Origin of the sequence: Streptococcus porcinus (genome assembly GCF_900475415.1) — a bacterium.
GTDB classification, from domain to species: Bacteria; Bacillota; Bacilli; order Lactobacillales; family Streptococcaceae; genus Streptococcus; species Streptococcus porcinus.
Map to the genome: position 1 here is coordinate 1371209 of NZ_LS483388.1, position 23867 is coordinate 1395075.

General features: G+C 36.3%; 26 protein-coding genes and 2 pseudogenes. 4 read left to right on the forward strand and 24 right to left on the reverse strand.

Annotated features, from left to right (window positions below):
* Positions 1-245: 245 nt before the first annotated feature.
* The 18 genes and pseudogenes from DQM45_RS06785 to DQM45_RS06870 all read right to left on the reverse strand — a co-directional run bounded on the left by DQM45_RS06785 (position 246) and on the right by DQM45_RS06870 (position 14097).
* Complete coding sequence (locus DQM45_RS06785) at positions 246-803, reverse strand: YtxH domain-containing protein (RefSeq protein WP_003083716.1); 558 nt, start codon at positions 801-803, stop codon at positions 246-248.
* The gene (locus tag DQM45_RS06790) at positions 800-1204 is read right to left on the reverse strand and encodes a DUF948 domain-containing protein (RefSeq protein ID WP_003085456.1); all 405 of its coding nucleotides are present in this window, start codon (positions 1202-1204) and stop codon (positions 800-802) included. The genes DQM45_RS06785 and DQM45_RS06790 overlap by 4 nt, the downstream gene beginning before the upstream one ends.
* Before the next feature lie 18 nt (positions 1205-1222).
* A complete protein-coding gene (gene lgt / locus DQM45_RS06795) occupies positions 1223-2002 on the reverse strand; it encodes a prolipoprotein diacylglyceryl transferase (protein ID WP_003084228.1) in 780 nt (259 codons plus the stop codon).
* A 1-nt stretch (position 2003) separates the two neighbouring features.
* Positions 2004-2933: an HPr(Ser) kinase/phosphatase gene (hprK, locus tag DQM45_RS06800; RefSeq protein ID WP_003085821.1), complete on the reverse strand. Its 930-nt coding sequence runs from the start codon at positions 2931-2933 to the stop codon at positions 2004-2006.
* 193 nt (positions 2934-3126) lie between these two features.
* Positions 3127-3399 carry a PspC domain-containing protein gene (locus DQM45_RS06805; RefSeq protein ID WP_003082710.1) on the reverse strand — a complete coding sequence of 91 codons (273 nt, stop codon included), beginning with the start codon at positions 3397-3399 and terminating at the stop codon, positions 3127-3129.
* A gap of 59 nt (positions 3400-3458) precedes the next feature.
* Positions 3459-3902, reverse strand: a complete 444-nt coding sequence (locus tag DQM45_RS06810) for a SprT family protein (RefSeq protein WP_197709519.1) — start codon at positions 3900-3902, stop codon at positions 3459-3461.
* A complete protein-coding gene (locus tag DQM45_RS06815; RefSeq protein ID WP_003083406.1) occupies positions 3889-6021 on the reverse strand; it encodes a Tex family protein in 2133 nt (710 codons plus the stop codon). Before DQM45_RS06815 ends, DQM45_RS06810 begins: the two co-directional genes overlap by 14 nt.
* A gap of 105 nt (positions 6022-6126) precedes the next feature.
* Positions 6127-6243 (reverse strand): annotated as a pseudogene (locus DQM45_RS06820) (phosphate signaling complex protein PhoU); the annotation flags it as partial.
* 56 nt (positions 6244-6299) lie between these two features.
* Entirely contained in the window at positions 6300-6653 is a 354-nt protein-coding gene (locus DQM45_RS06825) for a hypothetical protein (protein WP_003084601.1), read from the reverse strand.
* 203 nt (positions 6654-6856) lie between these two features.
* Entirely contained in the window at positions 6857-7510 is a 654-nt protein-coding gene (phoU, locus tag DQM45_RS06830; protein ID WP_003082957.1) for a phosphate signaling complex protein PhoU, read from the reverse strand.
* A gap of 14 nt (positions 7511-7524) precedes the next feature.
* The gene (gene pstB, locus DQM45_RS06835; protein ID WP_003084078.1) at positions 7525-8277 is read right to left on the reverse strand and encodes a phosphate ABC transporter ATP-binding protein PstB; all 753 of its coding nucleotides are present in this window, start codon (positions 8275-8277) and stop codon (positions 7525-7527) included.
* Positions 8278-8279: 2 nt separating this feature from the next.
* Positions 8280-9095, reverse strand: a complete 816-nt coding sequence (gene pstA, locus DQM45_RS06840) for a phosphate ABC transporter permease PstA (RefSeq protein WP_003085264.1) — start codon at positions 9093-9095, stop codon at positions 8280-8282.
* On the reverse strand, positions 9088-9951 hold the full coding sequence (pstC, locus tag DQM45_RS06845; protein ID WP_003083587.1) for a phosphate ABC transporter permease subunit PstC: 864 nt from the start codon (positions 9949-9951) through the stop codon (positions 9088-9090). The genes pstA and pstC overlap by 8 nt, the downstream gene beginning before the upstream one ends.
* A 61-nt stretch (positions 9952-10012) precedes the next feature.
* Positions 10013-10890, reverse strand: a pseudogene (locus tag DQM45_RS06850) (substrate-binding domain-containing protein).
* A gap of 156 nt (positions 10891-11046) precedes the next feature.
* The gene (pnpS, locus tag DQM45_RS06855) at positions 11047-12381 is read right to left on the reverse strand and encodes a two-component system histidine kinase PnpS (protein WP_039984600.1); all 1335 of its coding nucleotides are present in this window, start codon (positions 12379-12381) and stop codon (positions 11047-11049) included.
* Between the two features lies 1 nt (position 12382).
* Positions 12383-13093 (reverse strand): response regulator transcription factor, encoded by a 711-nt coding sequence (locus DQM45_RS06860; protein WP_003085093.1) that lies wholly within the window; start codon positions 13091-13093, stop codon positions 12383-12385.
* Between the two features lie 80 nt (positions 13094-13173).
* On the reverse strand, positions 13174-13656 hold the full coding sequence (locus DQM45_RS06865) for a cupin domain-containing protein (RefSeq protein WP_003086117.1): 483 nt from the start codon (positions 13654-13656) through the stop codon (positions 13174-13176).
* A gap of 57 nt (positions 13657-13713) precedes the next feature.
* The gene (locus DQM45_RS06870) at positions 13714-14097 is read right to left on the reverse strand and encodes a VOC family protein (protein ID WP_003084547.1); all 384 of its coding nucleotides are present in this window, start codon (positions 14095-14097) and stop codon (positions 13714-13716) included.
* Positions 14098-14292: 195 nt separating this feature from the next.
* Here DQM45_RS06870 and DQM45_RS10160 point away from each other — a divergent pair, with 195 nt between their 5' ends.
* The 4 genes from DQM45_RS10160 (at position 14293) to DQM45_RS06885 (ending at position 17701) form a co-directional block, all read left to right on the forward strand.
* Positions 14293-14454: an SPJ_0845 family protein gene (locus DQM45_RS10160; protein WP_003085055.1), complete on the forward strand. Its 162-nt coding sequence runs from the start codon at positions 14293-14295 to the stop codon at positions 14452-14454.
* A gap of 48 nt (positions 14455-14502) precedes the next feature.
* Positions 14503-15411 carry a permease gene (locus DQM45_RS06875; protein WP_003083014.1) on the forward strand — a complete coding sequence of 303 codons (909 nt, stop codon included), beginning with the start codon at positions 14503-14505 and terminating at the stop codon, positions 15409-15411.
* Positions 15408-16223, forward strand: a complete 816-nt coding sequence (locus DQM45_RS06880; protein WP_003085608.1) for a TIGR03943 family putative permease subunit — start codon at positions 15408-15410, stop codon at positions 16221-16223. The genes DQM45_RS06875 and DQM45_RS06880 overlap by 4 nt, the downstream gene beginning before the upstream one ends.
* A 113-nt stretch (positions 16224-16336) precedes the next feature.
* On the forward strand, positions 16337-17701 hold the full coding sequence (locus DQM45_RS06885; RefSeq protein WP_003083512.1) for an MFS transporter: 1365 nt from the start codon (positions 16337-16339) through the stop codon (positions 17699-17701).
* Positions 17702-17771: 70 nt separating this feature from the next.
* Here DQM45_RS06885 and DQM45_RS06890 read toward each other — a convergent pair whose 3' ends face one another.
* The 6 genes from DQM45_RS06890 to DQM45_RS06915 all read right to left on the reverse strand — a co-directional run bounded on the left by DQM45_RS06890 (position 17772) and on the right by DQM45_RS06915 (position 23846).
* Complete coding sequence (locus tag DQM45_RS06890; protein ID WP_003084076.1) at positions 17772-18377, reverse strand: SDR family oxidoreductase; 606 nt, start codon at positions 18375-18377, stop codon at positions 17772-17774.
* A gap of 238 nt (positions 18378-18615) precedes the next feature.
* Positions 18616-19857 (reverse strand): hypothetical protein, encoded by a 1242-nt coding sequence (locus DQM45_RS06895; protein ID WP_003085475.1) that lies wholly within the window; start codon positions 19855-19857, stop codon positions 18616-18618.
* 335 nt (positions 19858-20192) lie between these two features.
* Entirely contained in the window at positions 20193-20693 is a 501-nt protein-coding gene (locus tag DQM45_RS06900) for a YkgJ family cysteine cluster protein (protein ID WP_003083096.1), read from the reverse strand.
* Positions 20694-20720: 27 nt separating this feature from the next.
* The gene (gene ftsY / locus DQM45_RS06905; protein WP_003084578.1) at positions 20721-22220 is read right to left on the reverse strand and encodes a signal recognition particle-docking protein FtsY; all 1500 of its coding nucleotides are present in this window, start codon (positions 22218-22220) and stop codon (positions 20721-20723) included.
* Positions 22220-23044 carry a Cof-type HAD-IIB family hydrolase gene (locus DQM45_RS06910; RefSeq protein ID WP_003085523.1) on the reverse strand — a complete coding sequence of 275 codons (825 nt, stop codon included), beginning with the start codon at positions 23042-23044 and terminating at the stop codon, positions 22220-22222. The genes ftsY and DQM45_RS06910 overlap by 1 nt, the downstream gene beginning before the upstream one ends.
* Positions 23034-23846 (reverse strand): Cof-type HAD-IIB family hydrolase, encoded by an 813-nt coding sequence (locus tag DQM45_RS06915; RefSeq protein WP_003083446.1) that lies wholly within the window; start codon positions 23844-23846, stop codon positions 23034-23036. Before DQM45_RS06915 ends, DQM45_RS06910 begins: the two co-directional genes overlap by 11 nt.
* Between the last annotated feature and the right edge of the window lie 21 nt (positions 23847-23867).

The following is a 23867-nucleotide window of genomic DNA, read 5'->3' on the forward strand; positions in this document are numbered from 1 at the left end:
AAAATCCTATTGGTGAGTTGACTAGTAGATAAAAATTAGACATTATCTTTTAAGCGAAGGACTTAGTTCTGTATAACACAGAACTAAGTCCTTCTTTAGTAACCGTACTATTCTAGTTATCTAAGACTTTCCTTTGAATAGGGAAAATTCAATTTTGCCTGAGTAACTTCATTCCATATAAAAAAGCACTCCAAACGCTAGATTTTTCATCTAACTTTTGCAGTGCTTTTCATATCAAATTCTTTTTATAACTCTGATGATTTATGGACTTCCGAAAAAGACTCAGATGATATTGGATCCTCTGACTCTACTGTGCGAAGAGTGCTTCCTTCTAAATCATTCATTTTTTGCTTATCTAATTCCTCAATGATAGGGCTAGTTTTTACTGGCTCTGTCGCAGATAAATTATTTTCAATATCAGCATAGTTAATGATGACATCTTCTTCTGATACAGTCTTATCTGCTTCAGAAGAAGAATCACTGGCTTGTTCAGCAAAATATTGAGTAGCTTTTTTTATAAATTGATTAGTTGTTTCTTTAACAGTTTCCAAGACTTGCTCAGGTGTTAATTCACCATTTTCAAATTTATTTTTATAGGTAGTAAAGGTATCCTTAGCTAGATTGCTATACTCAGACCCTTTTTCTTTTGCCATTTGATGGTAGTCATCTGGATTTTCTTTGTAAGCTTCGAAAGCCTTTTCAGCACGCGCTTTGATTGCCTTACCTTTATCGCTGCTAAGAAAATAAGCTGTTGCAATACCTGTTGCAGTACCAATAACTAAAGATTTTAAAAATTTACTCATGCTTTTTCTCCTTTTTTATTAAATATTTTACTGGCCACTTTGCCAACAATAGCTGCTTTACTCATGGTTGAAGCTTTACTTGTCGCTGAGCTTGCCTTGTGACCGAAATTTCTTGCTTGGACATTAAGATCTGAGACACTCTCAGAAAGATCAGCAATTGCAACAAAGAGAGGATCAATAGTTGCTACTTTACCGTTCACATCTTCAACCAATACATTCGCTTTAGCCAATATTTCATTGGTTTGATAAAGTGTTACATTCACATCACTGGTTAGAATACTAATTGTTTTTTTCGTTTCATCAATTGTTTCAGAGACTTTTTTCAGAACCAGAATCAAAAAAATAACCAAGGCAACAAACGCTAAAGCAATAATAATAAGTGCAATTCCAACTAAATCCATATTTTTCTCCTTTTTCCCTTAATCTTGATAATACGGGATTCCCTTCTTTTGACGTCTAATCATGATAAAGACTAAACCAACGATAATTAAAACAATTGATACTAACTGTGATACTCTAAAACCGAGGAACATTAGACTGTCTGTTCTCATCCCTTCAATGACGAACCTTCCAATTCCGTACCAAATGAGATAAAAAGCCATAACTTCACCTTCTTTTAAAAAAGTGGGTTTACGTCGCAAGCCCATAATGACAACAAACCCTAAAAGGTTCCAAAGTGACTCATATAAGAATGTCGGTATACGATAATGACCATCAATAAACATCTGCTTTTGAATAAAATGCGGTAAATAATCTAGATTATCAACGGCTTTTCCATATGCTTCTTGATTTATAAAATTACCCCACCGACCAATAGCTTGTGCAATCATAACACCAGGCACTGAAATATCCAAAAAGGTGATGGGATTAATCACCTTGTAATAGGAGTAGACTAATAAGACCAGTGCTCCTGTGATTAAACCACCATAAATGGCAATACCACCATTCCAAACTGCTAAGATTTCATTAGGATGTTGTGAATAATACGACCACTCAAAAACAACGTAATAAATTCTCGCACCAAGAATGGCCAAAGGAAAGGCGATTAAAATAAAATCGATGATATCGTCACTGCTTAGCTTTTTCCGTGGAGCCTCTTTAGTCGTCAGGTAAACTGCCAGAAGTAAGCCAGTCATAATACATATAGCATACCAGTGAATAGCAAATGGACCAATTTGAAATGCTATGGGATCAATCATATCACACTCCCTCATTCTTACTAATTAATTGGGTAAGGCGATCCTCAAAAGTTTTGGTTGCATCAAAGCCCATTTGTCGAGCACGATGGTTCATAGCCGCCGATTCAATGACAACCGACACGTTACGACCAGTTTTAACTGGTATTCTAATCCTTGGAATTTTCACTCCTGAAAATTCAATCTCTTCATTTCCATTTCCCAGTCGATCAAAGACTTTACCTGCCTCAAAATTTTCCAAGTAGATAGCTAGCTGAACTTGGGAGGAATCTTTTACAGCACTAGCACCATACAAGGACATAACATCAATAATGCCGACTCCTCGAATTTCTAGTAGGTGGCGCAATATTTCGGCCGGCTCTCCCCATAAGGTCTCTTCATCTTTAGCATAGACATCTACCCGATCATCGGCAACAAGGCGATGACCACGTTTAACTAACTCCAAGCCTGTTTCACTTTTCCCTATGCCAGAATCACCTTGAATCAGAACACCCATACCATAAATATCCATTAGTACACCGTGAACACTAGTTCTTTCAGCTAAAAGTGAATCTAAATAATAAGAAATACTTCCAGAAAGACGACTGGTCGACACTTTGCTTCGTAGTAAAACAATACCTTCTTCTTCTGCTGCTTGAATCATTTCTTCAGGAACAGACAAATCTCTAGAAATAATAACCGCCGGAGTATCATTTTTAAACATTTCCTTCAAGACAGAATAACGATTATGTGCGGTCATTTTAGTCAAATATGACCATTCCTTCATCCCAAAAAGCTGAATTCGTTCAGGGGAGTAATAGTCAAAATAACCTGTCATTTCAAGTCCTGGTCTTGAAATATCTGAGGTTGTGATTTCCTTGGTCAGAAGGTCATCAGTACTGTATATCTTTTCTAAGCGAAGCCTATCAACAAGCATTTTTACTGTTACAGTCATAATTTCTCCTTTTTTATATTATAACACAAGACAAAACCTTAACTCTAGCAAAGACTTGTAAAATTAGGATTTTCCTAAGACAAATATAAGGAAAAAGCCTTTATTAAATAATAAAGACTCTAGTAGATATCAATAGCTTCATTAAAAATCATGAGTCAATCCTGTTTAGTTGACTCATGTCTATACATTATTCTTACCAGAACCAACCATCATCGTCATCATTGGCTGGATCAGCATTTTTACGTTTACGCGGACCATTAGCTCCGTTCCTACCAATTAAATCTTCTTTGTAAGGAAGGAAGATAGCTAGTAAAATATAAAGGACTAGTCCAAAGCCCGAAAAATACATTAAGAGAGCTGCTAAGACACGGGCAACTGCCAAATCCCAACCATATTTGTCAGCCAATCCTGCCACAACACCTGCAATTAACCTATTTTTCCTTTGTTTATAGAATTTGCTTTCCATGATAAAACTCCTTTTATCTTCGATAGTAATATTATAATCCTTATGGGGAGAAAAATAAATCAGCCTTTTGACTGATTTATTTCAAGTAGTCGGCCTCGACAGCGACCACAAAAATAGATTTTAGTATTGATTCGTCGTTTACGTTGATACATCTGCCGACAATTCTGACATTGATAAAACTTGTGAGTTAATTTTTGCTGGCTCTTGGGTGCAAACCTTAAGCCATCAACTTTTCTTAAGAGTTCCTTGAAATCCTTATCTTGATGTCGGTATCCTTTTTTCGCAAAATAAAGATGATAGTGACAAAGCTCATGACGGACGATCTGACGAAAGACAGGTTCACCGAACTCTTGATAAAGATGAGGATTAAAATCAAGATGACCATCACGCGGAAAAAAACGTCCTCCCGTCGATCGTAAGCGACTATTCCATATCGCTTGATGTCGAAATGGTTTGTCAAAATCTGCTAATGAAACCTCTTGCACATACTTAGTGAGATTCATTTGGCGCAATTAAGGAAAGATTTACTTTGTGACGAGCTAAATCAATTTTTGAGACCCAAACAGTGACCAAATCACCGACTGAAAGAACTTGGCTAGGATGGTTGACAAAGGTTTGGCTCATCTCAGAAATATGAATGAGACCATCTTCGTGCACACCAATATCTACAAAGGCTCCAAAATCAACGACGTTACGCACAGTACCTTCCAGTTTTTGTCCGATGGCTAAATCTTTCAGGTCTAAGATATCTTGACGCAGGACAGGAGTTTCAAAATCATCTCGTAAATCTCTTCCAGGTTTCAATAAATCACTGATAATGTCTTTCAGGGTTTCAAAACCAAGTCCCAAATCTTGCGACATTGTCTTTATATCAATACTTTTTAGCTTAGCACGTGCCTGATCATCTAGATCACTGATTGCTAATCGTTTAAAGAGTTCTTTCACTGCTGGATAAGATTCTGGATGGACACCAGTATTATCCAATATGTTTTCAGCATTAGGTATTCTTAAGAAACCTGCGGCTTGTTCAAAAGCTTTCGCACCAAGACGGGGAACTTTCTTGATTTCAGCACGAGATTTAATACTGCCATTTTCTTCTCGGTATTTGACAATATTTTCAGAAATGGTTTTATTTAAACCAGAAACATGGGACAACAGTACTGAACTCGCTGTATTTAAGTTAACACCAACTTGGTTAACAACTGTATCCACGACGAAGTCTAAGTTATCAGAAAGTTTCTTCTGGCTAACATCGTGCTGGTATTGTCCGACACCAATAGATTTGGGGTCAATTTTGACTAATTCTGCCAAAGGATCCTGAAGTCTTCTTGCAATAGAAATAGCTGAGCGCTTTTCAACGGTTAGGTCCGGAAACTCATGTCTTGCCAATTCAGAAGCAGAGTAAACGGAAGCGCCACTTTCATTAACAATAACATATGAACAGTTAGGAAAATCTTTTAATACCTCTGCTACAAATGCTTCGCTTTCACGGCTGGCTGTTCCATTACCAATAGCGATAATTTCAATGTTATAATCTGAGATGATAGCCGCTAAGTCTTTTTTAGCTTGAGCAATCTTAGCTTGACTAGCAGGAGCTACTGGGTAAATGACTTGGGTTGTCATCAATTTACCAGTCTGATCAACAACGGCTAATTTTGCCCCTGTTCGAAAGGCTGGATCAAATCCTAAAACCATTTTTCCTTTCAGTGGTGAGACCAGTAGAAGATGACGAAGATTTTCTGAAAATAGAGTAATTGCCCCGTCTTCTGCGGCTTCTGTCAGCTCCGTTCGGATTCGTCTTTCCATTGCTGGTACTATTTTTTTCCTTATACTTTGCTGAATAACATCATCAATATAAATATTTTTTTCTTTGAAACGAACGCTGAAAAAACGCACCATTTTATCAAAATGATGTTCAAAACCAACTTTCAGAATACCTAATTTTTCCCCACGATTAAGAGCTAATGTCCTATAGCCTTGCATTTTTGAAACTTTATCTGAAAAATCATAATAAATCTGAAAAATCTGTTTTTCATCCAAGGCCTTATCTTTAACTTGAGATGTAATTGATGAATAGGTCCAAATTTCATTATATGTCCAAGAACGAAGTTTGACATCTTCCGACATTGCTTCAACAAGGATATCGACGGCTCCAGACAAGGCTGATTCCGTATTAGGAAAGGCATCACAAACAAATACTTCTGCTTCTTTTTCTAAATTATTAGCATTTTGTAGAATAAGACGTGCCAGCGGAAAGAGTCCCGCTTCTCTTGCAATAGTCGCTTTTGTACGCCTTTTTTCTTTGTAAGGAAGATAGAGTTCTTCTACATCAGCTAATTTTTCAGCAGCTAGGATACTAGCTTTTAAGCTATCCGTCAATTTTCCTTGCTCTTGAATTTTAGCTAGAACAGTTTCTTTTCGCTCCTGTAAGTTCCTTAAGGATTTTTCTTGATCAATAATAGCTTTTATTACTACCTCATCAAGGTTTCCTGTTACTTCCTTACGGTAACGTGCAATAAAAGGAATGGTGTTCCCTTCAGCCGTCAAAGCTAAAACAGCCTCAATTTGTTTTTGAGACAGTTGCAAATCACTTGAAATGTGTTCAATAATATTTTTTTCCATAGTACTAATATTATACCATAAAACTCCTATCAGATTAGACTTTTTCAGTTGATAAGTAACTTGGAACAATCTAAAAATCACGCTAAGTTAGCGTGATTTTTAGATTTAGTTTAATTCAATAAGCTCACCTGTTTCAAGATAGACTAGACGTTCACAGATATTAGAAATATAGTCCGAAAAACGTTCCACATGACCAATCATATAAAGGTATTGAGCACCATTTCTTAAAAATCTCTAGTTAATCTGAAATGTAAAACTGAGCTGATAATTAAGCAAAATTAAGGGTAATAAGAATATTCTGAAAGGTATTTATCATATTCACTTTTGGCCTGTTTAGAAAGTTTTTCTACTTCCTCTGCAGTAGCAGCTCTCTTAATTTGATTAATATATCCTCTCACAATTTCATAAATATACTTATCAGTATCTTGTGATACCATAGCCTCAAGACTTATTATTCTTTTCGCTCCTTCTGATTTTGCAAGTTTTCTCTCAGCATTCTTTTTACCAATATTTGATTTAATAGGACTCCAATCAGAGTTATCATATATATTCGCATTCACTGTTCCTACTGTCCCTAATACAGTCGTCCCCATCATAAGCATTGCTAGACTTGCTAAAATAATTTTTTTCACTGTTATTTCCTTTCTTTATAGTTGTTATGTTTATTTAGCATCATACACTCTTTATGATACTTTTTAACTATAACACTCCTATTTACTTATTTAAATTCAATTTTTTAATATAAAGTATATATTATAACTATGTCAATAAACTTTCACCTTATATCATTAGAATTTTTCGCAAAAAAATAAAAAGACGCTTTAAGCGCCCTTTATTAGTTTAATTCAACAAGCTCACCTGTTTCAAGATAGACTAGACGTTCACAGATATTAGAAATATAGTCAGAAAAACGTTCCACATGACCAATCATATAAAGGTATTGAGCACCATTTCGAATGGAAGTTTCTTGTTCTTTCATGACTGTCAGTATTTCTTGTGAGATGGTATAGTATAAGTTATCTATAGCCTCGTCTTGATTAGCAATCATTATGGCTTTATCCGCATTATGACGGGGAAAGATAATTAATAAATCTGACATCATCTTAAGAGCTTTCTGGCCGGCTTCATGGATGCGCTCTTCTATCACAGCTAAAGCATCCGCTTCTTTCAAGTTTAGGACTGCTTTAGCAATTCCTGCCATATGGTCTCCCATCCGCTCCAAGTCAGAGCAAGCTGACATAATTGTTAAGACAAACCGTAGATCTGTCACTTGTGGTTGCTGCAGAGCTAAGAGGCGAGCACAAGCTAATTCTATCTTCAGTTGTGCTTGGTTAATCAACTTGTCTTCTTTTATAATCAGCTCCGCCATCGTTGTATCTTTAGCGGCTAATGCAAGTAATGCTTTTGAAGATGACTCTAAGACGGCAGTTCCCATTTCTAAAAAAAGGTGTTCTAACTCTTGTAATTCTAATTCAAATTGATCTCTCATGGAATGTCCTTTCTCTATCCAAAGCGTCCAGAAATGTAATCTTCTGTTCGTTTATCTTGAGGATTAGTGAAAATATCAACGGTATCACCAAATTCACAAATTTCACCTGTTAAGAAAAATGCTGTCTTATCGGAGATGCGAGAAGCTTGTTGCATATTATGTGTCACAATAATGATGGTATAATCCTTTTTCAAGTTTTGAACCAAATCTTCAATTTTTAGGGTTGAAATGGGGTCTAATGCTGAAGTGGGCTCATCCATTAGAAGAACATCTGGTTCTACAGCTAATGCTCTTGCAATACAAATTCGTTGTTGTTGGCCACCAGAAAGCGACATCGCATTTTTCTTCAAGTCATCTTTTACTTCATCCCAGATGGCTGCACCTTTTAATGATTTTTCAACGAGAGCATCCAGTCTTACTTTGTCTTTGATACCGTGGGTTCTAGGGCCATAGGCTACATTATCATAGATAGACATAGCAAATGGGTTTGGCTGTTGAAAAACCATACCAACACGTTTTCTAAGTGTGTTGAGGTTCATATTTTTGTCGTAAATATTCTTACCGTCAAGAGTGACTTGGCCTTCAATACGGCAACCTGCTACTAAATCATTCATCCTATTCAATGTTTTTAGGAAAGTTGATTTACCACAGCCAGAAGGCCCTATTAGAGCAGTAATTTCTCCTTGAGGAAGCTCAATCGAAACATTTTTAAGGGCTTTAAAATCCCCATAGTATAAATCTAAATTTTTTACGGAAAAAGTTCCCATACTTAGGATGCTCCTTTCACAAGACGACGAGATAATAAACTCGAAATAGCATTAATAATTAAGACTGTGGCGATTAATATAACCCCTGTAGCATAGGCTTCTTTAACGTGTAAACCCTCACTTGACAGCATATACATGTGCAAGGCTAAGGAACGACCAGAAGCCATAAGACTAGTCGGTGTATTGGTAGAAGTCCCTAAAGTATACATAAGAGCTGCTGTTTCTCCAACAATACGGCCGATTGCAAGAATAACGCCTGCGAGAATTCCTGGCATAGCCACAGGAAGTACGATTTTAAATACTGTTCGTAATTTACCTGCACCAAGCCCATAACTGGCTTGGCGTACACTATCATTAACTGCTAGTAGAGCTTCTTCTGTTGCTCTGATAATTACTGGTAAAACCATGATAACTGAGGTTAAAATACCAGATAGCAATGAATATTGGAAGCCAAGGAAGACTACAAAGAAAAGCATGCCAAAGAGTCCAAATACGATTGATGGGATTCCTGAAAGTGTATCAGCTGCAATCCGAATAATTTTAACCCAGAATGACCCTTTTTTCGCATACTCAACTAGATAAAAACCAGCAAAAACGCCAATTGGCAAGGCTATTAAAAGAGAACCTAATACTAAAGCAAGAGTCGACACAATAGCTGGCATTAAGGAAACATTGTCAGATGTATAAGTCCATTCAAATAATTTGGGTGTGATACTGGGTAGTCCGTTTAGTAAAATAAAGCCAATAATTAGAAAAAGTGAACCAAAAGTGAGGATCGTAAAAAGATAAACTAAGCTTTTTAAAATATATTTACTCATGGACTGACTTTCCTTTCACATATGCGAAGCAGGCATTAATTAGTAAGATGAAGATAAAGAGAACCGCAGACGTTGCGATTAAGGCTTCTCTATGTTGCCCTGAAGCATAGGCCATTTCTAAAACAATATTTGTGGTCATAGTTCTCGTTCCCTCAAATATACCACTTGGGATAATAGGTTGGTTACCTGCAACAAGAATAACCGCCATCGTCTCCCCAATTGCTCGACCTATGCCTAGAATAATTGCGGATAAAATTCCTGATTTTGCTGCTGGTAAAATGACTCTAAAAATGGTCCTTTCATGGCTTGCTCCAAGCGCTAAACTACCAGAATAGTATGTAGCTGGCACAGTTCGAATAGCTGATTCTGACAAACTAATGATAGTTGGTAATACCATTATCCCTAATAGAATAGAAGCTGTTAAAACACTCATCCCATTGCCAGCAAAAGTTCTAATCCAAGGTACTAATAATTGTAGACCAAAAAAACCATATACAATGGAAGGAATAGCTGCCATTAAATTAACTGCGGACTTTAAAAAGGCGTACAATTGTTTAGGGCAATAATAGACCATAAAAACAGAGGTTAGAATCCCCGTTGGGACACCAATAATAATGGCGCCGATAGTAATTAAGAAAGATCCCAAAATCATGGGTAGGATTCCAAAACTGGCAGGCGTATTAGAAGGGGACCACTCTTTACCAAATAAAAAATTGCCAATTCCGTATTTCCCAATAAACGGGAGACCATTTATAAAAATGAAAACACAGATAAGCAAGATAGCAATCACTGCGGTTGCTGCACTTAGGAATAATAAAATTCTAAAAAGTTCTTCTTTAAAAGCTTGTTTTTTCACATGCTTTCCTTTCTAAATAATGAAAGTAAGGGAGACCTAGCCCCCTTACAAAACAATCGACTTATTTGACTTTATTCCAACTAGTCACTTTACCAGTAAAGATATCTGTGATTGTCTTCATGCTGATATTTTTTGCTTTATTGTCTTTGTGAACAACCACTGCAATACCATCAAGTGCAATCGCATCGTGCTTAAGTTTTTTTCCTTCTTCAGGGGTTAACTCACGAGATACCATACCTATATCAGCCGTCTTTTCAGTAGCAGCTGTAATCCCTGCAGACGAGCCATTTGAAGTAATATCGATTGTAACTTCCGGATTTTCTTTTTTATAGGCCTCTACTAGTTTTTCCATTAATGGAGAAACTGATGTTGAACCAACGATTGACAGTTTGCCGGACATTTTTTGTGAGGTATATTCTTTTGTTTCTGTTTTTGCCTCAATAAATTTATTCTTAGCAACAACTTTTTGACCTTGTTTCGAGTGAATAAATGTGATGAAATCTTTTCCAAGGCTTGAAAGGCTATCGTTGAAGACGATGTTGAATGGGCGTTGTAGTGGGTAATCTCCATCTAACACTGTTTTTGCACTTGCTTCAACACCATCCACTTTTAGGGCTTTAACACTTTTATTAAGAGAACCTAGTGAAATATAGCCAATTGCATTAGCATTTCCGGATACTGCTGAAATGACACCTTCTGTACTATTTTGAACCACAGCAGATTTAGAGGTGTTATCTACTTCTTTGCCACTATTTTTTTCAAGATTCCAGTAATTTCAGTAAATGCTCCACGTGTCCCTGATCCATTTTCACGAGTGATAACTTCAATCTTACCACCACTATTAGAAGAGCCTGAGCTAGCTGTGTTATTACCACAAGCTGCAAGTCCTAAACCTGATAAACCAAGAACTGCTAAGGTAAGCATTTTTTTCATTTTCATAATCATCACCTTTTTATATTTAATAAAGTTTTTCTGTAGCTTTACTACACTTATAGTCTAACAAGTATTTGTAAAGATTTAGTGGTGATTCATGTAAAGATTTTGTAAATCTTATGCTAAGAGCATAAAAAAAGAGTTATAATAAACTCTTTTTAATCACTTGACTTCCTTTATTAGATAGTAGGGCAAGCTTATGGTAAACTGGCTACCCTCTCCAAGCTTACTTCTTACAGTAACTGTTCCCCCTAAGACCTGAGTGAGTTCTTTTACAATCGAAAGTCCTAGGCCAGTCCCTCCACTCTGACGACTTCTTCCTTTATTAACACGATAAAAGCGTTCAAAAATACGTTCCAATTCCATTTGTTTGATGCCAATACCAGTATCACAGACATTTACGTTAAGTTTTTCCCCATCAAGGATTGTTGATAAGGTAATTTTACCACCTTCTTCTGTATAGCGAATAGCATTTGATAACAAATTAAGCAGAACTTGTGACAAGAGGTATTTATCAGTTTCAATGATGACATCTTGCGTTAATTCAAAATATAAACTTTGCTTTTTTTGGTCCAATTGGTGTCTCATACTGTTAGCTATATAATGTAAAAAGTCGTTGACTGAAAATTGTGTTTTTTGCAACTGGGTATTTTTAGCCTTCGATAAAGTTAGCATATGTTCTACTATATGTTCTAAACGCAGACTCTCTTTATAGATAATATCTAAAAATTCCGCTTTTAATTCTATTTCATCTTGGGACATCTCCTTAATGGTTTCCGCAAAACCTTTGATAGAAGTAACCGGAGTCCGCAATTCATGGGAAGCATTAGACACAAAATCCATATTTAATTTTTCATAGGAGCGAATGGTTGTCAAATCATATAATAAGACTAAAACCTGAACGATTTCACCCTCTTGATTAGCAATTGGTACGGCAGTGACTTCTAAAATTAAATCACCATCATGAAAACCACTTAACTCTTTCTTAATTGTTTTTTCCGTATCAAACGCTTGTGCTATAGTCGCTTTTATATCTGTCCTTCCAATATCTTCAATACGCTCAAAGCTTACTTGCCCATCAGGAAAAAAATGCGGTAAAGAGTTACTATGCAAAACAATTGCTTTTTCTTTTGTAACCAGTAACATTCCCATTGTTAAGTTCGAAGTAAGTGCTTCTAAATTGCCAGACAAGCGTTCAATTTCATCCTTATAGGCTTGTATTTGGTTCTGCATATTTTGATAAGTAAGAAAGATAGCCTTTAAATCTGCTTGGCTTTTAGGGAAAAAACTGTCTGGATTAACGAATTTTCCTGTTTCAAGTATCTGAAATTGCCTTTCCCAATCACTCAATTTCTTTACTGGAATAAAACAGAAAACTAATAAGCAAGCACTCATTAGCTGCAATCCTAACTGTCCCTGACTTATAAAAAAAGAAAGAATAAGACAGAATAAGCTTAGACCGAGTATGACCTTTAGTTGCTTAAGATTTTTTTTCATCCTACTTCTCCTTAAATTTATAGCCATAACCACGGATGGTTTTGATGAATTTAGGATTTTTGGGATCATCTTCTATCTTGTCTCGTAATTTACCAATATGTACATCTACTAGTCGCGTTTCTTGACCAAAGTCATAGCCCCAAATGCGCTCTAATAATCTTTCTCGCGTTAAAGTCATGTTTGCATGTTTTACCAAATAAAGCAACAATTCAAATTCTTTAGGTGTCAAATTTAAAAGAATCTTATCTTTATAGATTTCATGACGTTCAGGGTAAATAACAAGATTATCAAAAGTCCAAGTCTCTTCTGCAAATCTCTCACTATTGTCTTGACGGTTGTCTTCCTTATCAGTTCGACGCAAGATGGCTTTCAAGCGAGCTACAAGCTCCCTTGGACTAAATGGCTTTGTCATATAGTCATCAGCACCTAACTCTAAAGCAAGCACCTTATCAAATTCGTCACTCTTAGCTGAGACCATCATAATTGGTGTCTGAATACCTTTAGCTCTGATTCTCTTACAAACTTCAATGCCGTCTAACTGGGGTAACATAATATCAAGTAATATAAAATCATAGTGTTCTGACTCTGCTAGTTTTAAGGCTGTACGACCATCCTCGACTAATTCTGTTTCGTAACCCTCTTTGCTTAAATGGTAATCGAGTAGTCGTAAAATATGTTCTTCGTCATCAACCAATAATACCTGTTTTTTCATCTCTTACTCCTATAAGAGCCATTATAACACAATTTGAAAGAATAGCTTTCGTAGAGAGCCACACTACTTCAAGAATCCATTTACTTGTTCAAAGTTAACCTTTTAATGATTTCCTCTTGTTCTGGGTAGTCCTTTAACAACATATCTTGACTTAAAAGTTCAAAATCAGAAAATTCAAATCCTGGAGAAACCATACAGGAAACTAAGGCATAATCTTGGTCAACTGTTGAACCAAATATGACTCCTTTAGGAACTCGAAATTGTAAGTATTGACCCTTTGTTACATCAGAACCAAGCTCCACCTTTTTATAGCTCCCATCAGGATATAAAAGGTGTATTGCTAGTGGCTGTCCTAGATGAAAATACCACATTTCATCTGAAGACAAACGATGAAAATGTGAAGGATTATCCTTTTCTAAGAGAAAATAGATACTCGTGTAGAGAGATCTGTGTTTTCCTTTCATTAAGATATAATCAGAGGATTTTTCTATTTGTTTAAAATAGCCTCCTTCTGGATGAGCCTTTAAGCCTAATAAATGAATGATTTCTTCGCTTGTATTCATAATGACTCCTTTATTCCAAGTAAAATAAATGGCTTCCCATTAGTGGATAAGAACACATCAAATTGTTAATTCAATGATATTACCTTCTAAATCATGGATAACAGCTTCATAGTAGCCATCACCTGTTATGCGAGGCCCAGTTTGAACTGGAAATCCCTGACTGTTCATATCATATGAAAACTCATCAACTTTCTCTTTAGAACCTAATGAAAAGGCTATATGAGCAAACCCCAAACCATCTGGATGACGGTCTTGGTTAAAATCCTTATGCATTAACTCTAACCTGGCACCAGAAGTAAAAGTGAGAAAATAAGAATAAAAACCTGTTTTCGGATTGTGGTACAAATCGCTTGAAGTTGCTTCAAAATAACGACAATAAAATGCTTTCATAGCTTCAATATCTTTTGTCCAAAGACCAAGATGATTTATTTTAACTTGCATAGAACCTACCTCATCTTCTTTTATTTAGTACAAGTATACCCTATCTCTGATGGTTTAACTGATAAAAAAGACGCTTTTTCTTCTACAATCCTATGATTTTTTGTTTCCACCAGAAAGGACTTTTTGATTAATTCTTTTCATTTCTTGTTAAATGATAGTATAATAGGATTATCTTGAAAGAAAGTTGGTGACCTTATGGCAATTACCCATAAAAGAAATGATGACCTTGAGAAAATGATGGCTGGATTTGCCTCCATACCGAGTTTTGATAAGCCAATTGACGTTGATGCTGAAGGTAAACTAATTGAGCCATTAGCTAAAGATAAGTTAACGAAAAAGGACGAAAAGAATGATTAAGTTAATTAAACTTGATCTCTTTTACTGGCAGCTAGATGGAGGCATATCATGTTAAATCTCTTCTCTAGCTTACCTCCAAGTATGCTACAATGGTTCGCTATTTTTTTATCTATTATTATTGAAGCTTTGCCATTTGTCTTACTAGGAACCATCCTTTCTGGCTGTATCGAAGTTTTTGTAACACCTGACATCGTTCAGAAGTACTTACCCAAAGCTAAACTGCCACGGATTCTTTTTGGGACTTTCATTGGTTTTGTCTTCCCATCCTGCGAATGTGGTATTATCCCTATTATTAATAGATTCTTACAGAAGAAGGTGCCAAGCTACACTGCTGTTCCCTTTTTAGCGACAGCTCCAATTATTAACCCGATTGTTTTATTTGCAACTTATTCTGCTTTTGGAAATTCCTTGCGGTTTTTAGCCTTACGCTTACTAGGAGCAATTATCGTTGCTGTTGCATTGGGCATCATGTTGGCATTTGTTGTTGATGATGATATCCTAAAAGACACTGAAAATCATCTTCATATCCATAATTATACTGGTGAAAAGTGGCCTAGAAGAATTTATTTAGCCTTAGTTCATGCCATCGATGAATTTTTTGATACTGGACGTTATTTAGTTTTTGGGACACTGACTGCCTCTGCCATGCAAATATATGTGCCGACTAAAATACTGACAAGTATCGGCCATAATCCCTTAACGGCTATTTTGGTGATGATGTTATTAGCCTTCATCTTATCTTTATGTTCCGAAGCCGATGCCTTTATAGGAGCTAGTTTATTATCAACCTTTGGTCTAGCTCCAGTGCTTGCCTTCTTGTTAATTGGACCAATGGTGGATATTAAGAATTTAATGATGATGTTAAAAGCCTTTAAAGGAAAGTTTGTTGTTCAATTTATTAGTGTCTCTGTCGCTGTCATTATGCTCTACTGCTTATTTGTGGGGGTGATTGGATGATTCGTTTTTTAATCTTGGTTGCTTACTTTGAGTTAACCATGTACTTGGAGCTTTCAGGGAAACTTGACCAGTACATTAATACCCACTACTCTTACCTTGCCTATATTTCAATGATTTTATCTTTTTTATTAGCTCTCGTTCAACTCTATACTTGGATGAAGAACATTAAAACGCAAAGTCATTTAAAAGGAAGAATAGCTATCATCACAAGCCCTATTATCTTACTTGTTCCTGTTCTGGTTGGTTTACTGATTCCGACGGTCAGTCTAGATTCAACCACAGTTTCAGCTAAGGGATATACATTCCCTCTAGCAGCTGGTGCCAGCAAGACTGGAGTCAGTGAAGATGGAACCACCATTCAATATTTAAAGCCTGATACTAGTCTTTATTTCACAAAATCAGCCTATCAAAGAGAAATGCGTAGGGAACTGAAGAAATATCAAGGCGATAAACCATTGACCATTACAACTGAGAATTATATGGAAATGATGGAATTGATCTACCTTTACCCTGATGAATTTTCCAATCGTGATATACAGTATACAGGATTTGTTTATAACGAGCCGGGCCATGATAAATCCCAATTCCTCTTTCGGTTTGGCATTATCCACTGTATTGCTGACTCTGGCGTCTACGGTTTATTAACCACTGGTAATCAAAGTACTTATCCAAACAATACTTGGTTAACCGTTAAGGGACGAATTAAGACAGAATATAACAAGGATTTAGAACAAACCTTGCCTGTTTTACACATTCAAGATATTAAGGAAAGTAGTAAACCAGATAATCCTTATGTCTACCGGGTTTTTTAACCTATTCTTATAAGAAGCGGAAAGTCTCTCTAAACTACATTTTTAGATACTTTCCCTTCTTTTACTTTGCTCCTATAGCAACGGAGCGACGATAACTTATAAAAGGAGGAAAAATGCAAAACAACAAAGAAAAAGCAGTTAGTAAAGAAACTCTAATGGCCATTATTGCAATTGCTATGATTGGCTTCTCAGGTATTTTATCTGAGACTAGTATGAACGTTACTTTCCCAAAAATGATGACTATCTATCATCAACCCTTAAGTAATCTACAATGGATAACAACTATCTATCTTTTATCGGTTGCCATTATGACAACGGCTTCCGCAGCCCTAAAACGTCATTTCGGTGAAAGACAAATCTTTTTCACAGCTGCAAGTTTAATGATTTTTGGTACAACTCTAGCAACGTTGACCTCTTCTTTTTGGATTATGCTCTTAGCACGTGTGATTCAGGGGATAGCAACCGGTATCATCATGCCACAAATGTTCAATATTATTTTAGAACGCGTCCCTGAAAAGAAAATTGGCACTTATATGGGACTTGGAGGTCTGATTATCAGCCTAGCTCCTGCATTTGGTCCTACATACGGTGGCTTTATGATTAGTCATTTTGCCTGGCAGTGGATTTTTATTTGTATACTTCCCTTCCCTATCATTGCAAGCGTCATCGCCTACCGCTTTTTAATTGATTCTCCCAAAGGAGAGGCCGAAAGTTTTGACTATTTGGGCTTTATTTCCTTATCTATCAGCTTGACCATGGCCTTGTTAATAATCACAAGTTTGCAAAATGGTGGCATCAATTGGATTTATGTCCTTGTCTTTTTCTTAAGCTTCGCCATCTTTCTCTACCAAAGTCTCAACCGCCAATATCCTTTTCTTGATATTCGTATTTTAAAACGCCCTTCTGTTAGTTTTGGATTGATTCCTTTTTTCACTTTTCAATTAATCAATTTAGGTATTAATTTTATCACCCCAAATTTCATAGTCTTACAAAATATTGCTAACAGTTCAACCGCTGGACTAGTCTTGTTACCCGGTACCTTACTCGGGGCTATATGTGCTCCTCTTCTAGGAAAATTATATGATGAAAAAGGTGCAAAGTTATCACTTTACATGGGGAATAGCCTCTTTTTTCTTTCTTTATTAATCATTACGATAATGCTATCTCACTTTAGGATTCTTCCTTTCACCCTCCTTTATATTATTTTCACTATCGGTCGTAACATGACCTTTAACAATACTCTGGCTACCGCTATTCAAAATTTACCTGTTTCCAAAAACGCTGATGCGACAGCTATTTTCCAAATGATGCAACAATTTGCTGGTGCTCTTGGAACAGCTTTAGCTGCTATTATGGCGAACAACAGTTCATCGCTAACAAATGGTGTAACCAATGTTTATCTCTTATTTACTTTTTTGGCGATCCTTAATTACCTTCTTTATATAGGAATGTTTACTTTCTTAAATAAAGGAAAATAGAATTTCTAAAAAATCCTTAAGGTTTTCTTAAGGATTTTTAGTTTTAGTGTGATCGATATCATCCACAATATCAGTGATTAAAAGTGAGTAACTTTTGGTCTGGTGACGTCACAAGAGTGGTAATGATAGTTTCTGCAACGCTCCTCACTTCTTGAGGCTTTAATCTTTTAAAAAATTTCCCAAAAAAGGGGAAACCTATTAGTAAAAATAAGCCTTTTGCCTGAATCAGTGATAGAGGACGCTCTTTACCAAACAGTAAATTAGGCCTTACAATCAAGTAATCCAAGTCACTTTTTTTAATTAATTGCTCAGCATCTCGTTTACTTTTCAGATAAGCTGGGTAACCGGTATTAGCTGATATATAGACTATCTTAGGGATTTTTTTATTTTTACAGAGGGTAATGGCTCCTTTTGTTGTTTGAACATTTGAGCTCCTGAGTTGTTTTGGCTTGATAGCACCAACACAGTCAATTAGAAGGTCAAAAGACTGATTGGACAGATTAATCGTAGCAAGATCCAGCAAATCTCCTTTGATATAGTGAAGACTAGAAGAATGGAAAAGTGACTCCTTCCCTTCCTGCCTAGCAAGATAGGTAACCTGGTGCCCTTTGTCTAATGCTATATCAATCAGTTGTTTACCTAGAAAACCACTCCCCCCAGCAATTAATACTTTCATCCGTAAACACCTCCTTTATGTCTTAAGTATATGAATTCTAATGAACTAAGTCAAACTATTATAGTTAAGGTGCTAACTTAATTACTATTTATACCCCAGTGCTACTCGTCGTTCGATAGAAAAGACCAAGGACAAGTTCTAAAAGAAACTTGTCCTTGGTCTTTGTTAGCGCTTGATACTTGTTACTCATTTGTCATTCTTAAGAAATAACGTTGATATTCCCTAGCCTACTTATTCTCTATTTTGGTCTGTTAGTCGATAGCCCCAATTTTTCATTTTCATGGTTGGGAGCTGTTAAACCATGTAAGTAACTGTATTCTTTAGCTTCTTCATAAGAAGCCCCATTATCATAACCAGCATGGTCAAAAGGTCTGAGACTTGGATCTCGTTTAACCATATAGACATTAACTTGCCTTGAGCCATCTGATTTCACTATGTCTACTTTACCTGAGACAGTATAACCAAAGATCCCATAATCATCAAGACTATTTCTAAGGATCTTATTCCTAGTTTGATAGTCATAGGGATCAAGAAAATCTATACGGTGCATTTCATAAGGCATCAATCCATATTGGCTATTTCGTAGCACTGTATTAGTTTCTTTATCAATATAACTTACATTCACATTTTCATATTTTAGTTTACCATTTTTGTCCAAGTAATCCTTTTTAATAATAAGATAGGTTTCATTAATTATATCCTGATTCCCACTCATTAATTCGTCATCTTGTGATTCAAACGGTTTGTACTCTCTTGCCTTGACAGTGTAGGGAGCATTTTCCTCAATCGTACTAAAAGTGTGGTCGTCATGCTTTACAGATAGTTCATCTACTTCTAATATCGTATAATTTGAATCCAACTGTTTAAGTACTTCTTCAGCAGAACATTTTAAATCAGCAACCGTAATCACTGAATTGACCTCTTTAACATTTGGTATAGCTAAATTTTTACGAAGTATTTTCCCGTCACTATTGAGAGGTTTAAACGTGAAATTCCTTCGGACTAATACCCGATCAATAGGATTCTTAATAGGAGCTTGAGGCCTTCTTCCAACAGTAACATGACCGGTTAACCTGTATTGTTCAATTTGTCCTTTTGGAAGAGTTACTGAACCGTCACTGTCTGCCTCAAGAACCTTTCCTTGACGATTGATAAGTTTTGCATCTTCATGAAAATCCAATACATTGGATTGATGATCTACCCTTGAATGAGCATATTTACTATTAATAGCGTCTAATAAAGCAACTTTTGTAATTTTAGAAGAAGTAACTTCAAAATCCAAACCTTGAATATAAAATTCTTTCTTCGTATCTTTATCAAATCCAATCACCGAAATTGAAATTGAGGGATGCTGGCGAGGTCGATTTGCCTCTTCTAAATCGTCTAAATATTCTGACGCATTGGCGTAAACGGGTTGCACGGGCGTGAGAAAAGTTGCACAAGCGAGTATCATTCCTAAAAATATCATATACCTTTTCATTATAATCTCCTAATATTATAAAGTTTTGCAGTCAGCTACTGCCAAAGCCCAAGTAGTCACTTGGTGAAAACAAGATATGGATGGTTGAATTTATTCTTTCCAATAGCTTAACGACTATAAGCCATCCACATCATTTTTCTTTCAATTGGTAATGCGTTTTTATTCCATAAACATCTGAACTCGTGTTACCTAAGTAAACACAAGGCTCGCGATCTCCTAAATCGTCTAAGGAAAATAAAACTATAATACTTTACATAGGGAATAATCTTTGAGCAACAAGCATCATATGGCTATCTTAAGAGAGTAAAGAAAGCTAGTCCTAAAAACTATCAGCTTTAGACTCTGTTTTTTAGCTTCTCCACAAAGAGATAGGCCGCTGGACAAACTAAGGTGTTTTTGATAGTCAGATGATTAATTTGATAAATTTTCTTACGATTTGTATGTGGAAATTCACGACAAGCCTTAGGGCGAACGTCGTAAATACTACACAAATTATCAGTGCCTAAAAAAGGACAAGGCATTGATTTAAAAACTTTATCGTTGTCTTCATCAACTTCAAGATAGAGATCTTCGAAAACCGCCAGCTTCATCCTAAAGTATTTAGACATGCGTTGAATGTCAGCTTCTGTAAATGATGGACCTAGACCCTTACAGCAATTAGCACAGGTTCTACAATCAATTTCCTGAAAAACTTCATCGTGTATCTCTTGAACCATTTTATCTAACTGTTTAGGTGGCTTCTTTTTAAGTTGAGCTAGAAATTTACGATGTTCAGCTTGCTTTTGCTGGGCTAAATCTTTGTAACGCTCGATAGCAATTGCAGTTATTTTTTCCATAAGGAACATACTTACTCTAAACTTTGATTAAATCATATTTCCGAGTAAACCTTTCATGAATTCTTCTGAATCAAATTCTCCAATATCATCAATTTTTTCACCAAAACCAATGAATTTAACAGGGATGTCCAATTCTTGACGAATAGCCAAAACAACCCCTCCCTTAGCTGTACCATCAATTTTTGTTAAAATCAAACCTGTTAGAGGCATAATTTTTGAAAACTCTTTAGCTTGACTAAGAGCATTTTGACCAGTTGACGCATCTAAAGCTAATAGTGTTTCATGAGGCGCATCCGGAATAACTCTTTTAATAATTCGTCCCATTTTCTCTAGCTCAGCCATGAGGTTTTCCTTGTTTTGCAGACGACCAGCTGTATCAATCAATAGGATATCAATATTTTCAGCAACTGCTTTCTCGACTCCATCAAATACAACAGAGGCTGGATCAGCTTTTTCAGAACCAGTCACCACCGGCACATCAACACGGCGCCCCCATTCAACTAGTTGAGCTACAGCTCCAGCACGGAAAGTATCAGCAGCTACTAACATAACTTTCTTGCCTTCACTTTTATACCGATAGGCTAACTTGCCGATTGAAGTGGTCTTACCAACGCCATTAACACCTACAAAAAGCATAACCGTCAGATTATTCTGATAATTGATTTTTTCATTATAGTTGCCATCTTTTTCATAAATAGCGACTAATTTTTCAATAATCACCCGTCTTAGTACCTCGGGTTTTTTGGCGTTTTCTAATTTTGCTTCTTGGCGAAGCTGATCAGTTAAAGTCGTTGCAACCGTCACACCGACATCTGAAAGAATTAGCATCTCCTCTAACTCTTCAAAGAATTCTTCATCAACACTTCTAAAATTAGCTAAAAAAGCATTCAAGCGACTAGCAAAACCTGACCTAGTTTTTTTCAGACTACGGTCATATTTTTCTTGATTACTTTCCTCTGTATGCACTTGTTCTTCCGCTACTTCTGAAGAACTAGGCTTAACTTCTATAGGCTTGTCATCATAATTTGAAACTTTCTTTTGACCTAATTGCTCGTCAAATGTTACTTTACCTGGATAGTATTCATCTTCTACTATAGAATAAGAACTAGTTTCCTCGCCTCCTGGTTGATGGTCATTAGCCTCTTTTGTCTTAGAATTATGACTTAGTCCCGCCTCTTCTTGTACCTGTGCATTCTTAATTTCTGTATCAATTATTTCTTTTTGTTGTGGGAAAATTTCACTTTCAAAACCAGCTTCTGAATAATTAGACGTTTGATGCGATGTTAACGGTACTTCATTTTCATCCTCTGGTGGGATAACACTGTTTAGCTCACCTTGGCTTTGATCTCTTGTTGGTAATTGTTTTTCTGTTTGGTCATTAGTTACACTAGAATCATCCCTGGTAGTATCATCAGCTAAACTAGCAGGTTCTGAATCATTAGTGTCGTCTTTCATTTCAGTCACATCTGGAAAATCACGTTTTTCTTTCGGCTTCTTTGAACCAAATAATTTATCAAAAAGTCCCATTAGTTTTCCTCGCTTAATATATATTTTTGGACAGCTTCGGCTACACCTGACTGATCATTAGTCAAACTCGTCACTACATTAGCAATTTGTTTTGCATCTGAGGTTCCATTTGCCATAGCCACTCCTAGACCAGCCCATTCCAGCATACTAAGGTCATTAGCCTCATCACCAACCGCCATGACTTCCTTAGCAGCAATACCAAGGTGCTGGCAAAGAAGTTGGAGCCCAAAGGCTTTGTGTACCCCTTTAGGCATAACCTCAAAAATAATGTCACGTGATTTAAAGGATTCAAAGTTGGCAAATGTTTCCTCTTTGACCCTATTCAACTGAGCATCTAAAAAGTCTGCATCCGTTACCGTTACAATTTTGTTAAAGATAACATCCCTTGGTAAGTCCTCTAAAGAATCTAATTCAACAAATTCCAATAAAGGGTTAGCTAAGTGGTATTGTGACTTGCGTCCATCTTGGCTAGGAAGGCTGTAAACAATTCCCTCACTTAAAATATCTGTCGGCAAGCCTAAGGTCCTCAATTCATGGTAAATAAAAGCAACTTGATCAAAAGTTAAAGAGCTTTTATCCAAAACCTGACCAGTATTTTTTTGAACTAAACCACCGTTAAAAGTAATACTATAATCATCTTCATTCACCAAATCCAGCTCGGTTAACAAGCTACCAATAGCCGCCAAAGGACGACCCGTTGTAATCACAACTTTTACACCCAATTCTCTCGCACTGGCTAAAGCAGCTTTATTAGCATCACTGACAGTTTTTTCACTATTAAAAAGTGTTCCATCAAGATCCAATGCTAAAATCTTATAAGTCATCTTCTGACACCAACCCTTCTAAATAAGTTAAAACAGCCTGTTCATTGCAATGACCAATAACCTGGTCAGCCAAAGCAATGATTTCTGGTCGGGCATTAGCTGTTGCGACTGCCTGGCCAACATACTCTAGCATTTGGTAATCATTTAGATTATCTCCAAAGGCAATGACTTCCTCGGCTTTAATATCAAGTGCTTGACACAAGTGAGCAATACCAAAACCTTTATTCACTTCTGCTAAAATAACATCTATAGATTCAAATCCAGTGGTCACAGCTGAAATGTATGGGATTTTCTGATCTAACCAAGCGCTACCATCTAGAACCGTCTCGCCTGTGAATGTTGTTGTGATTTTAAAAATCGAATCGTCATCCATCTTATCAAAATCACTGATTATTTTGATATTTTCATAAAATAAATGCATTCGATTAATGTAATCTTGACTAGCACCTTCTAAAATATAAGAAGCTTTCTGGCCAGAAAAGAGCATTCCCGTTTCAACATAATACGGATTTTCTAGAATCCTTTCAGCAACCTCGACATATTGTTTTTTAGTCATAAAATCGGCAAAAATAACCTGATTCTGGTATTGAACTAAGGAACCATTTTCCGCAATGAGGGCAATATCGTCCAAAAAATCTGCAAACAGTTGCTCAATTGCTAAAAGAGAACGGCCACTTGAAACAGCAAAGATAATCCCCTTAGCTTTCAGCTTGGGAAGCAGTGCTGCTAGTCGTTTCTTATCATAAGTATGATTTTCAGTTAAAAAGGTGCCATCCATATCTGTAGCAACTAATTTTATCATCTCGTTCACTTTCTCCTTGGC